This window comes from Nostoc sp. NMS7 (assembly GCF_017115085.1).
In the GTDB taxonomy this organism is placed as follows: Bacteria; Cyanobacteriota; Cyanobacteriia; order Cyanobacteriales; family Nostocaceae; genus Nostoc.
Window position 1 is genome coordinate 1 of sequence record NZ_JABXKJ010000046.1, and the last position, 11839, is coordinate 11839.

14 protein-coding genes and 2 pseudogenes are annotated in these 11839 nt (G+C 41.1%); 11 read left to right on the forward strand and 5 right to left on the reverse strand.

Going from position 1 to position 11839, the window contains the following annotated elements; translation table 11 throughout:
• A pseudogene (locus tag HWQ38_RS03535) lies at nt 1-205 on the forward strand (hypothetical protein); the annotation flags it as partial.
• A gap of 130 nt (nt 206-335) precedes the next feature.
• Here HWQ38_RS03535 and HWQ38_RS03540 read toward each other — a convergent pair.
• Nucleotides 336-632: a hypothetical protein gene (locus HWQ38_RS03540; protein WP_292790064.1), complete on the reverse strand. Its 297-nt coding sequence runs from the start codon at nt 630-632 to the stop codon at nt 336-338.
• Between the two features lie 71 nt (nt 633-703).
• On the opposite strand from HWQ38_RS03540, the gene HWQ38_RS03545 reads away from it, so the two are divergent.
• Nucleotides 704-901: a hypothetical protein gene (locus tag HWQ38_RS03545; protein WP_292790066.1), complete on the forward strand. Its 198-nt coding sequence runs from the start codon at nt 704-706 to the stop codon at nt 899-901.
• Here HWQ38_RS03545 and bchI read toward each other — a convergent pair.
• Complete coding sequence (bchI, locus tag HWQ38_RS03550; protein WP_292790068.1) at nt 898-2016, reverse strand: magnesium chelatase ATPase subunit I; 1119 nt, start codon at nt 2014-2016, stop codon at nt 898-900. The two genes, HWQ38_RS03545 and bchI, sit on opposite strands and share 4 nt — an antisense overlap.
• A gap of 245 nt (nt 2017-2261) precedes the next feature.
• Here bchI and HWQ38_RS03555 point away from each other — a divergent pair, with 245 nt between their 5' ends.
• Together HWQ38_RS03555 and HWQ38_RS03560 are read left to right on the forward strand one after the other, a co-directional pair.
• Nucleotides 2262-3236, forward strand: coding sequence for a DNA cytosine methyltransferase (locus tag HWQ38_RS03555; protein ID WP_292790070.1), 975 nt, complete (start codon nt 2262-2264; stop codon nt 3234-3236).
• 517 nt (nt 3237-3753) lie between these two features.
• Nucleotides 3754-5004 carry a glycoside hydrolase family 10 protein gene (locus HWQ38_RS03560; protein WP_292790071.1) on the forward strand — a complete coding sequence of 417 codons (1251 nt, stop codon included), beginning with the start codon at nt 3754-3756 and terminating at the stop codon, nt 5002-5004.
• A gap of 28 nt (nt 5005-5032) precedes the next feature.
• Here the strand turns inward: HWQ38_RS03560 and HWQ38_RS03565 are convergent, their stop codons facing one another.
• On the reverse strand, nt 5033-5239 hold the full coding sequence (locus HWQ38_RS03565; RefSeq protein WP_292790073.1) for a hypothetical protein: 207 nt from the start codon (nt 5237-5239) through the stop codon (nt 5033-5035).
• Nucleotides 5240-5605: 366 nt separating this feature from the next.
• Here HWQ38_RS03565 and HWQ38_RS03570 point away from each other — a divergent pair, with 366 nt between their 5' ends.
• Both HWQ38_RS03570 and HWQ38_RS03575 read left to right on the forward strand, forming a co-directional pair.
• Nucleotides 5606-6649, forward strand: coding sequence for a tetratricopeptide repeat protein (locus HWQ38_RS03570; RefSeq protein ID WP_292790084.1), 1044 nt, complete (start codon nt 5606-5608; stop codon nt 6647-6649).
• A gap of 203 nt (nt 6650-6852) precedes the next feature.
• Entirely contained in the window at nt 6853-7374 is a 522-nt protein-coding gene (locus HWQ38_RS03575; protein ID WP_292790074.1) for a GrpB family protein, read from the forward strand.
• A gap of 176 nt (nt 7375-7550) precedes the next feature.
• On the opposite strand, the gene HWQ38_RS03580 is transcribed toward HWQ38_RS03575, so the two are convergent.
• Entirely contained in the window at nt 7551-8249 is a 699-nt protein-coding gene (locus HWQ38_RS03580) for a phosphoribosyltransferase (RefSeq protein WP_292790075.1), read from the reverse strand.
• Nucleotides 8250-8440: 191 nt separating this feature from the next.
• Between HWQ38_RS03580 and HWQ38_RS03585 the strand changes: the two genes are divergently transcribed.
• The 3 genes and pseudogenes from HWQ38_RS03585 to HWQ38_RS03595 form a co-directional block, all read left to right on the forward strand.
• On the forward strand, nt 8441-9121 hold the full coding sequence (locus HWQ38_RS03585; RefSeq protein WP_292790077.1) for a uracil-DNA glycosylase: 681 nt from the start codon (nt 8441-8443) through the stop codon (nt 9119-9121).
• Between the two features lie 159 nt (nt 9122-9280).
• Nucleotides 9281-9517, forward strand: coding sequence for a ribbon-helix-helix domain-containing protein (locus HWQ38_RS03590; protein ID WP_292790078.1), 237 nt, complete (start codon nt 9281-9283; stop codon nt 9515-9517).
• Between the two features lie 148 nt (nt 9518-9665).
• Nucleotides 9666-10013, forward strand: a pseudogene (locus tag HWQ38_RS03595) (transposase family protein); the annotation flags it as partial.
• 204 nt (nt 10014-10217) lie between these two features.
• Here HWQ38_RS03595 and HWQ38_RS03600 read toward each other — a convergent pair.
• The gene (locus HWQ38_RS03600) at nt 10218-10829 is read right to left on the reverse strand and encodes an ISAs1 family transposase (RefSeq protein ID WP_292790080.1); all 612 of its coding nucleotides are present in this window, start codon (nt 10827-10829) and stop codon (nt 10218-10220) included.
• 36 nt (nt 10830-10865) lie between these two features.
• Between HWQ38_RS03600 and HWQ38_RS03605 the strand changes: the two genes are divergently transcribed.
• Both HWQ38_RS03605 and HWQ38_RS03610 read left to right on the forward strand, forming a co-directional pair.
• Nucleotides 10866-11312: a DNA methyltransferase gene (locus HWQ38_RS03605; RefSeq protein WP_292790082.1), complete on the forward strand. Its 447-nt coding sequence runs from the start codon at nt 10866-10868 to the stop codon at nt 11310-11312.
• Entirely contained in the window at nt 11243-11800 is a 558-nt protein-coding gene (locus tag HWQ38_RS03610) for a hypothetical protein (RefSeq protein WP_292790083.1), read from the forward strand. The genes HWQ38_RS03605 and HWQ38_RS03610 overlap by 70 nt, the downstream gene beginning before the upstream one ends.
• The last annotated feature ends 39 nt before the right edge of the window (nt 11801-11839 follow it).

The window sequence follows — 11839 nt, forward strand, 5'->3', positions numbered from 1 at the left end:
ATTGATTCAACAATCGCTAATAATTTTTGCTTACCGCAACTTATTGAGCGGATACGAATATTCTTACGAGCAGGTGATGAAAATCGCAGAAGATTTGGTTGCCGAAATGGAAATTGTTTACGAACAATCTGCGCTACCTCACAAACCTGATTTGGAACAAATTAATGAGTTATGTATGGAATTGGTGGAAATGCAGAATTGGTAAATGAAAAAGGAGAGACGCGATTAATCGCGTCTGTACATGAGTTAGGAGAGACGCGATTAATTGCCTCTGTACATGAGTTAGGAGTTTATAATTAATTTTTCACTCATTAACTGATAACTCATAACTAATTTTAAAGAGTGTACATTAAGTCAGCAAAGCCATAGAGGCTGATGATGAGCAATAGTGATGCTGTTAGTTGGGTAATTCGCTTTTGGGGTGAGGGCGCGATCGCTTCCCGCACTAAGATAGAAATAGATGCCCCAACTACTAAGCTTAAGCCTAAAATTAAGTATGGTCTGTCGGGTAAAATACTGGCTATTGCCAGCATTGCGATCGCTAATAAGAGCATCAATAATTCTACAAATCTGGGCGGGTTGTATTGGCTAGATAAAATAAAGCTGTTGAACCAAAAAGACCAAAATCTCATAGTCAGTGTTGAATGTTGAATGTTGAGTTAAAAGTGCTGAGTTAGACTCTGCCAATTTTAGATTTTGAATTTTGGATTTTTTCGTCAATCCCTTCTCCCAAGGGGAGACGCTGCGCGAACGGCTTGGTGCAGTCGCTCATGGGGGAAACCCCCAAGACCCTTACGGATTCGCCAGTCGCTTCAAGTCGGGAAACCCGCCCAACGCGCTGGCTCACCGCGCTGCTTCACCAAAATCCAAAATCGAAAATCCAAAATTAATTAACCCCTAACCCCTAACTTTTGAACCTGTGCCGTTTTTTTGTGCAGTATCACTTTCTGGTAGTTCGACACCAAAGACGCGGCTAAAAGCTTTGGCGACTTTATAGCCAGAATCAATCGATTCTAAAGGGTCTTTCCGCAGTCTGTGACGCAAGCATAGCGTAATTACACGATGGATATCATCAACTGTAACTTCCGTCCGTCCTTCATAAGCTGTTAAAGCTTTGGCGGCGCGGTTACTAACAATGTCACCCCGCAAACCATCTACATCTAGTTCTGAGCAGACTTCAGAAATTTTCACCCGCAGATCATAGTCAATTTTCACTTCTGGCAAAAGTTGTTGAGCATTGACAATTTGCTCTTGCAATGCTTCTTGTTCAGTTTTGTACTTTTCGAGAAATACTGGCGGATTTTGGTCAAAATCCGCCCGTTGTTCCACGATTTGCACCCGCAAGACTGGTTCTTTTACTGTGTGAATTTCTGCGTGCATCCCAAAGCGATCGAGCAATTGGGGGCGTAGTTCGCCTTCTTCTGGGTTTCCAGAACCCACAAGAACAAAACGCGCTGGGTGACGGATAGAAATACCTTCTCGTTCTACAGTGTTCCATCCACTGGCGGCGGAGTCGAGTAGCACGTCTACGAGGTGGTCATCTAGCAAGTTGACTTCATCCACATAGAGAATGCCTCGGTTAGCCTTGGCCAACAGTCCCGGTTCAAAGGCTTTGACACCTTCAGATAAAGCTTTCTCAATGTCGATTGTGCCACAAACTCGGTCTTCTGTAGCTCCTAGCGGTAGGTCTACCATTTGGACTTTTTTCTGAGTTACAGGAATTTCGTCCCCTTGTTGTAACAGTTGGCGGACTTCATCGCTCATCAAGTCGGGGTCGCTAGGATCACTACTGAAGGGATCATTGGCAACCACAGAAATTTCTGGCAGCAGATCCGCCAGCGCCCGGATAGTTGTGGATTTCCCGGTGCCGCGATCGCCCATGATCATTACACCACCAATTTTGGGGTCAATCACGTTCAATAGCAGCGCCAGTTTCATTTCTTCCTGGCCCACAATTGCCGTAAAAGGAAATACTATGCGACGCGCACTTGCCGTGGATTGAGCAGTTGGACTCACTAAATTACCTTAACAATATTTTTCTTATTACAGTTTTCTATTGTGACACAGATAGGGTCTGGAATAGTTTAGTAAATTAAAAAGTATTATTTAATACAGTTGTTTATGTATATATACTAGCTAAATTTTGGCATTTGAAAGTGATTATCTTCCTGATATAAAACTAGTAATAAGAAGATTACCTGATGGTATTATTCTAAGTAATCCAGAGATATTTTATGAAAAATTAAAATACATATAAAGGTATGAAAGAAAAATTTCAAGATGAGATAAAAAGCTCTTCACTTAGAGTTTTAGACCTTTTTGCCGGTTGTGGAGGGTTATCTTTAGGCTTTCAAAATGCTGGATTTAATATTGTAGCGGCATTTGATAATTGGAAACCAGCTATAGATGTTTATCAAAAAAACTTTAGCCATGAAATTTTTGATTACGATCTTAGTAATTTGAGGAAAAACTATCAAATTTTTAGAGAAATGCGTCCTGAAATTATTATTGGTGGACCTCCATGCCAAGACTTTTCTAGTGCTGGCAAACGTGATGAAGATTTAGGAAGAGGGGATTTAAGTATTGTATTTTCTGAAATAGTTACAAGTGTTCTTCCTCAGTGGTTTGTGATCGAGAACGTAGAACTATTTCGTAAAAGCAATAAATATCAAGAGGCTAGACAAATCTTGAAAGCTGCCGGATATGGTTTAAGTGAAATAATTTTGGATGCTAGTCTGTGCGGTGTACCTCAAAAGCGAAAAAGATTTTTTTGCTTGGGAGAGTTACAAGGAAAAGACGAAAGTCTAGAACCTTACCTGAAAAAAAGGTTAGCAGATAAACCAATGACCATTAGAGATTATCTCGAAAATAAATTAGAAATTCAATATTACTACAGACATCCCAGAAGTTACCAAAGAAGAGGAATTTTTAGTATTGATGAACCTAGCCCAACAGTAAGAGGAGTTAATCGTCCTATTCCTAAAACCTATAAAAAACACCCTAAAGATCCAGTCCCCGTTATAGAAAACTTACGCCCATTGACTACAATTGAAAGAAGCTACTTGCAGACTTTCCCAGAAACATTTATTTTTGAAGGAACAAAAACAGACCTGGAACAGATGATCGGAAATGCTGTCCCAGTCAAGCTTGCAGAATATGTTGCTCAAAGTATCCTTGAATATCTGAAAGATAATTTAAATAAATCTATAAGAATTACAGAAAAAACTTATGTTTAAGCATTCAGTTCCAATAAATAAATTGAATTACTATATCTTTTCTAATGGTTTATTGAAGGTGATACCTAATATTCTAAAAAAATTAGAAATCAGTTATTAAAACAAAATGGGAGATTCGATTAAGTAGTTTAAATCTCCCAAAGTGTTTTTACTTTAGTCATTAGTTTAACTTATATTTATCAAAGTTTACATCAATCTCTTAGCAGAAGTTGATGCCTGAATGATTATCATTACTCTACACTGGTGATTTTATTTTTTGGAACCAATGGAGTATAACCAATGCCCCATTCTCAATGTCTATTGGGCACTAATAACCACTAACTGCGTCAAGCATCTTATAACTTTGCTAGGTCTGCTTTAGTTTTTATGGTGCAAAAGTTCCATAAGCAGGGAACGAACATCTACCAACCAATTAATCCTGTAGTCAGCATAAATACTTGTAGACTATATGGTTAATAGATTCAATTATAAAAGCAAGCAATGACGTGTGTGGGTAGCTAATGCATCATTCAAATCTATGAAATTATCTTTTATTGTTCAAAGTTGGCGGCGTAAATGTACAGCAGCTTGTCGTCAGACATCGCTTAAGTATCTTTTCCCAATTCTCATTTTAATATCCTTTGTTACGGTATTGTTGGTAGACAGTTTCACCCCTGCGATCGCCCAAGATGGCCGCTTTGGCGCGATCGCACAGTTACCTCGTCAGGAAATTCGCGGGGTTTGGATGACCACTAATGATTTTGACACCCTCAAGAGTCGCGCCAAAGTGCAGGATGCGGTTAGTCAACTGCGGCGGCTAAACTTCAACACAATCTATCCTGTGGTGTGGAATTCTGGCTATGTAATGTATCCCAGTGCCTTAGCACAACATGCGGGTATTCAACCTTTTGTCTACAAAGGTTCAGATGGACATGATATTCTGGCAGACCTGATTAACCAAGCCCATCGCCAAGGATTGCTGGTGATTCCCTGGTTTGAATTTGGTTTCATGGCTCCCCCAACCTCAGAACTGGCACTGAATTATCCAGATTGGTTCACACAAAAGCGGGATGGTAGCCAAACTTCAATCAGTGCAGGGGGTGAGGTGATGTGGCTGAATCCGTTCCATCCCCAAGTGCAACAGTTCATTACCAATCTTGTGCTAGAAACTGTTACCCAATATGATGCCGATGGCATTCAGTTTGACGATCACATGAGTTTACCCTACGAATTTGGCTACGATCAATATACAGTTGCCTTATATACCCAAGAAACCAATAATGCTCCCCCAACTAATCCCCAAGATGCGGCATGGATACAGTGGCGGGCAGATAAAATTACGGCGTTCATGGTACAACTTAACCAAGCGGTGAAGCAGAGAAAACCCCAGGCGATTTTCTCCGTTGCTCCCAATTACTATGATTTGGCTTACAAGTTTCACCTACAAGATTGGCTGAGTTGGATGCGGCAAAATATTGTAGACGAGTTAATTGTGCAAATTTATCGTCCGAATCTGCAAAGTTTTGTGGCAAATATTTCTCGCCCAGAAATTCAAGAAGCGCAACAAATAATTCCAACTGCAATTGGCATTATGGCAGGGTTACGAAATAATCCAGTTTCCATCCAGCAAATTAAGTCTCAGGTGCGGGCTGTCCAAGAACGCCATCTAGGTGTAACCTTCTTTTACTATGAAAGTCTTTGGAATGATGCTCTAGAACCCTTGAACGAGCGACAAGCTGGATTTGAAAATCTCTTTCCATCTCCGGCACTCCGCGCCAAAATTGAATAACTTTTCTGTTCAAGATGATGTTACTGTACTAGAAATTAAGCTTTTTACGCCTAATAGGTGGTGCGATCGCCGCGATCAGCCTGCATAGACTAATTCCCTTGCAGGCATAGAGTTTTAAGTGTTTTATTCTGTGCATCTTCAGAGAAAATAGTCCCATTAACTCTAGTGAACACTTAACTCTAGAACCAAATAGTCCTGAGATGCGATCGCTCTGAGAATTTCTATACGTAAGCACTGTTGTTTCAACTCCTTTCCGAAATCATTAAACCTATTGCAAAAATACTTGAACTGCTGCTAAAGCTACGCTGTGGTAAACCAGCCTGATGAAAGATACATTCTGATTATGGGAATACTAGATTTAACACCAGACTTCACAGGAAGAAGTTAACTCATCCCCCGGCTTGAAGCCGGGGGTAAATCGAAGTCATTAGTTATTAGTCATTAGTCATTAGTACCAATGACTAATGACTAATGACAATGGAAAGGCGGGCGGCTATCCCGGACACTCCTGTTGTTGGGATGGGATTCCCGCCGATTTTCGTTGATGTCTAAAGGCGAATGGAATAACATCTCGAAAAATACAGTTCCCCTGGAATGACCCATAACATACCTAAAACCAGTGAAGCATAATACAATTACCCATGATTTTGACTCTGGTTGGCAAGGAGAAATACTACCTCCACAGGAAAATGACGACCATTTATCGGAAGCATCTAAGCTACTACGGCAAGGAATTCAACAGCAGCAAGCTGGTGAATTAATAGTGGCGATGAAGTCTTTGCAACAATCCTTGGGGCTGTTTCAGGCAGTTGGGGATTTGCAAAAACAGGCACAGGTACTTTCTTTTTTAGGATTGGTAACTTATAGCGATGGAGACTACAAAGGTGCTATCTCCTACTCCCAACAGTGTTTGTCTTTGAGTGAAGACACTTCAGATTTAGCATTGCAGATGCAAGCACTTTCCCATTTAGGCAATGCATATCGTCACCTGAATGACCATCAAAAAGCAGTTGAATTTCTAGAAAAGTGTTTGAAAATAACGCAGCAATTGCAAGACAAACGCAGTCAAGTTGCAGCACTGAATAATTTGGGATTAGTTTATAAAGCTTTAGGCAACTTTACACAGGCAATTGAATATCAACAGCAAAGCCTAGAAATTGTGCGGGAACTCAAAGATAATTGGGGCGAGGAACAGGTACTCAAGAATTTGGGTAATGCTTGGTATGCTTTGGACAATTACCCAAAAGCGATCGCCTATTATGAACAGTGTGTAGTACTATCACGCTCTTTAAAAAATGTTCGCAGTGCTTCTCAGGTGCTAAAAAATTTGGGAAATGCTTGTTATGCCTTAGGTGATTATGCTCAAGCCATTAAGTATTATGAAGATCGCTTGCAATTAGCCAAAGAAACTCAAGACAAGCGTAGCGAGGAACAGTCTTTAGGTAGTTTAGGAGTTGCTTGTGAAGCTTTTGGTGACTATAACAAAGCAATTACATATTATGAAGAACGTTTGCTGTTAGCTAGGAATATGAAAGACCGCCGCAGTGAACAAGAAGCTCTTGCTCGTCTAAAAGCTGCTTGCTACGCCTTGGGTGATTATGCTAAAGCTATGCAATACCAGCAGGAAACATCTCCAAATAGTTAAACTTGATGTGATGGACAAGTCAAGTCTTTGAGCTAGATCGGCTAATCTCAACTTCTGACTACTACGCCTTAATCCTCCAAACCTATGCTATATTTGCTTCCTAGCTTTTCTCTCTTTTATTAAGAAAGATGTGACTAATGCATAGCGTAAATTAGCTCAGGTATTGAATGTTGTTACACAATGTTATGAGGGAGTGAAATCTCTTGACTGAGCAAATCATCATCTTTGACTACGATACCCACTGGCCAATTCTCTTCGAGGAACTACGGGTTTCCGTGGCCGAGGTTCTTGGTGACTTGGCATTGGCTATTGAACACGTAGGCAGCACCTCTGTGCCTGGACTCCCGGCAAAGCCAATCATCGATATGGACGTGGTTGTAAAGACATCTGCCCACATCCCAAAGGTGAGTGAGCGACTCGCTACTCTAGGGTATGTGTATGAAGGTGATAAAGGCATTAGAGGGCGGGAAGCCTATGTTTGGCCACCAAACAAGCCACGCCACCATCTTTATGTCTGCCCGCGCGATAGTGAGGCACTCCAACTCCACCTATTATTCCGAGACTATCTTCTTAAACATCCCAATGAAGCACAAAGATATGGATGCCTAAAACGAGAACTCGCTCTGAAGTTCACAAATGATATTGAAGCGTATACTAATGCTAAAACTACATACATTCAAATGATCGTTGAACGAGCTTTAAAAGATGGCTGCTGGCAATGCTAGCAAGAAACATCTCTTATAGTTATCAGTTTTTCTTCTGTTGGCTGATTTACAAGGGGTGCATCCCAGTTTTTATTCCACGAATAGAGAATAAAATCTTAATACCCGTAGCGCAGAGAGAAAAAAAGAGATTTTACGAGTCACCTTGAAAGGGCTAGTTCTGAATTCAAAATTTAAAATTATTCGCATAAGTCAATTCCCCCAATTGTCTTTTGCTGCTGGAGATATAGGAGAACTTCTAATGTATCTACTTGGGGAAATTCCCGGTAAAAATTACTCACACTGCGGAAGGATTCCGGTGTTTGCAGAACAATTGTGCGATCGCCCCACTGTTCTAACCAAGGTAGCAATTTTTGTGGCGCTACTGGAGTACATAGCCAAACTGCGGCTGGAGAAAGCGCTTTCATCGCAGTTGCCGCTACCGCTATTGTCATACCTGTAGCAATGCCATCATCAACTAAGATCAGCGTAGCATCCTTTGCATTGAACTGCGGACAAGCAGGAATTAATTGAGCCTCAAGAGACTTAGCTTGGTCGAGCGCTTTATTTAAAGCCACTTCCCGCGATCGCGCCTCATTTTTAGGCCGAAATAGTTTTTGATTAGTCCAAAGAACATTTCCGGAAGTAGTGACTGCACCAATTGCTAACTCTGGGTTTTCTGGATAGCTAATCTTTTTCGCCACAATAATTGTCAGTGGACAATCCAAAAGACGTGCTATTGGTGCGGCTACTGGTACACCCCCTCTTGGCAAAGCATAAACAATTGGTACAGGCTTGATCCCAGAATCAATAGTTTGCTGAGTCAAAACATCATGAATCACTTGCGCCAACTCCTCACCCGCATGGGTGCGATCGGCGAAAAGTGGGGTATGTGACATGGTTTCCCCCAGCATCTTAGGACGGCACTGCTTTTATCATGACTGAATTTTGTCTCAAATTAACTGATACAATCAGATTTGTATAAATTATCAGTATTCAGCAAAAGTCTATTTACTCTGATATATCTCCAACCTGAGCGGTATTTAACTCAGATAAGACAGCTGGCGCTGATGCCAAAATCCTGATTTTCATGAGCAGCCAAAACCAACTCAGCCTCTTCGACGACTCAACCTTTAACCAACGTGAACTGATTCCCACAGACGCGAAAATTGCGATCGCTCCGGGAACTTATTCCAGCATAACGGAATTGACACAGGATTGCGATCGCTGCCACCGTTGTCCATTGGGAGACACTCGGACTCATGCTGTTGTCGGACGCGGGAATCTAAAAGCCCCAATTATGGTTATAGGGGAAGCGCCAGGTCAAAATGAAGATGAAACGGGTTTACCATTTGTGGGCAGATCCGGGCAGTTGTTGGAGAAAATTTTGGCATCTGTGAATCTGACTACCGAGCAGGATGTATACATTGCCAATATCAACAAATGTCGCCCGCCAGAAAATAGAGTTCCCACTCCTGTAGAAGTGGCGGCTTGTCTACCCTATCTATTAGAACAAATTCGCCTAGTTGACCCCAAAATAATTTTGTTAACAGGTGCAACTGCTGTCAAAAGTATCACTGGGGATAAGCGGGGGATTACGAAAATTCGCGGACAGTGGTTGGAGTGGGAAGGGCGTTTATGTATGCCAATTTTTCACCCTTCCTACTTGCTGCGTAACCCTTCTAAGGAGAGAGGTGCGCCGAAATGGTTGATGTGGCAAGATATCCAGGCGGTGCGTGCCAAGTTAGACGAAATCCAAAATAACAGCTAATAAATATCTGGTGACTCAATTTGGGATTTTGGATTTTAGATTATCCACTCATCAACCAGTCGTACAAAATACCCAACTGAATTCTGACTCCTGACTCCTGAATTCTGTTTCGATAACCAGGGTATAACCAGAAGTGTAGTGACCAAAACAAGCGTAGTTATGAAAACTGCAATTTCGCTTCCAGATTCAATTTTTGAAGAGGCAGAAGCACTGGCTAGACAGTTAGGGGTATCTCGTAGTGAACTTTACACAAAAGCTTTGAAAGCATATTTGCGAAAATACACTCGGAATCAGATGTTGAACCAACTGAATAAAGTTTATTCTGAAGAGTCCTCTGAACTAGATTCAGTATTGGCAAAGTTACAATTTATGTCCTTGCCCCTTGAGGATTGGTAGTGTATCGCGGAGAAATTTGCTTTATCGTGCCGACGTACTTAAACCCCTAGATATTCATTAGACCTCTTGCAAAAGTATTTTGTGGTATAATAAAAAGTTTTACAATTTGCGATTAGGACTTTGAGGAGCAGTGAAAGTAGAGAAAGCCTGTTTAGGGCACGGCTTGGGGAGAATTCATGATTTTAGGCTATTTAAAACCAGTAATGTAAAATTTGGTGAATTACTCAAAGTCATAGCGGATAAAGGGTATCAAGGGATAAAAAAAATCCATCAATTAAGCGAAACACCAATTACAAAACCGAAGGGTAAGAAGTTAACAAAAGATCAGAAGAAATCTAATCGAGAACTCAATCGATTAAGAATTACTGTTGAACATGTAAATCGTCGTCTAAAGATATTTAAAATTTTGTCTGATAGATATCGAAATCGTCACCGACGTTTTGGCTTAAAGTCGAATTTAATTGCAGGAATTTATCATCACGAAATAGCCATATAAATCGATAATAAATCAAATTTATTAAATAATTTCAGTTATTAATCAATAGCTGAAACAACCTTTGCTGCCATTTTTTAGTTAGCGATCGCCTGATAATACTTGCTCGAAAAAATTTATAGAGTCTTACTATTTGAATTGCCAAAAGCTGGAATTACAATCACCCTTAATCATCCCACAAAATATTTATGCAAGAGTTCTTATGACTTATGGTGAAATTTTTTCAATAGAAACTTGATGCATAATTCGCTCTTTTAACGAATCTGCTGCAACTGCTGCATCGCACCAAAATTGTGAGCCAGCGCGTTGCGGTGAGCCAGTCCGGTGGACGGGTTTCCCGGCATAAAGGAGCCACTGCGGTGGACGGGTTTCCCGGCATAAAGCACGTGGCGTGAACTGGCGAACCCGGAGGAAGGTCTCCTCCGTTGTTTTACCATCTGCGTTTCGCACGGACTCTACCATACCAAGACTATTTAATTTTGACCAAATTGAATCTGGGTCAAGTCGCTCTTGAATATCAGATAACATTAGATAATAGCGAATTTCATGACGACCATGCCCTACTTCTTCTGTTTTATAGGTGCGATGTTGAATCTTCTGAAATCCTGTGCCTATGCCTGATTGGAATAGTTTTTCAACCTCATTATAAAGATTACCTTGGTTCTTCTTTAATGTGATTACATAATCTGCATTCTGCTGTGCGATTAACCTCACAATCTCTTTTTGACAACCTATGGCATCAATTGTGACAATACATCCAGATAGTTCTAAAACCTTTAATAACTCGGGAATTGCTGTAATTATAAGCAGAAAAATCAAGAAGATGATTTAGATGTCAGGCGAATTTGTGCAGAGTTGCGGTTTGGTGAGAAACCTGTTCCGGCGTTTAATTGGGAGATTGAATTTCCTGAAGTTTTTGATAGAGATAATCCGGGGTTTGATGCGATTGTTGGTAATCCGCCGTTTGCAGGGAAGAATACAACAATAAATGCTCATATTTCTGGTTATCAGGATTGGTTGAAAGTTGTTAATCCCGAATCTCATGGGAATGCTGATTTGGTGGCGCATTTCTTTAGACGAGCTTTTAGCCTTTTGCGAGAATCTGGATGTTTTGGATTGATTGCTACAAATACCATTGCTCAAGTTTTGTCCATCAAAACTCTCAAACTAGCTGCCGAGGTCAGCTATGGTTTGATGAGGGCGGTTCAGGTAATGACTTTGCTGATATTTTCGTGCGCTGTGAAGCATGCATTGCTCGTCGTCAGTTATCAGACGCAACAGTACCCAATGGCAAGGTCTTAGGAAAGTGTGAAGGGCATCGCCCTTGGCTTGGCCCCAAAGCCCAAGAACTCTGTATTTCTGAGGCCACGGGAAAATCAGAATATAATCGGCTTTTGGTTCGCTCTGCCAGCAATGCTTACTTTTCCCAGCTTCTGGGTGTCATTTCTCTACCAGATTCAGATGATGCTTTGCAAAAGGCGGTTAATTTAGTCTATGATGACTTTCTTCAGGAGACAGAAAGTAGCGATCAAATCAAATACGAACGCAAGAAGCAAAAAGTAGCTGCTGCCTTATTCGGATTTAGTGATGAAGCAGTATGGGTAGAAATCCAGCGCCGGCAGGGTGGGCAAGATAAGCAATACAAGAGCATTAAGCAAGTAGAAATCGAGACTTTGCTATCTAGTCCCTTTGAAGTCGGAGAAGATGTACCAGAAAGTGACTTTTATGCTCGGGCGCGAAAATTAGATCGCATCAAACCAAAATTACTACCTCTTATAGAACCCATTTGACATCTAAGAAGGTGCTGCTAGTCTCTTAACCATCAGTCG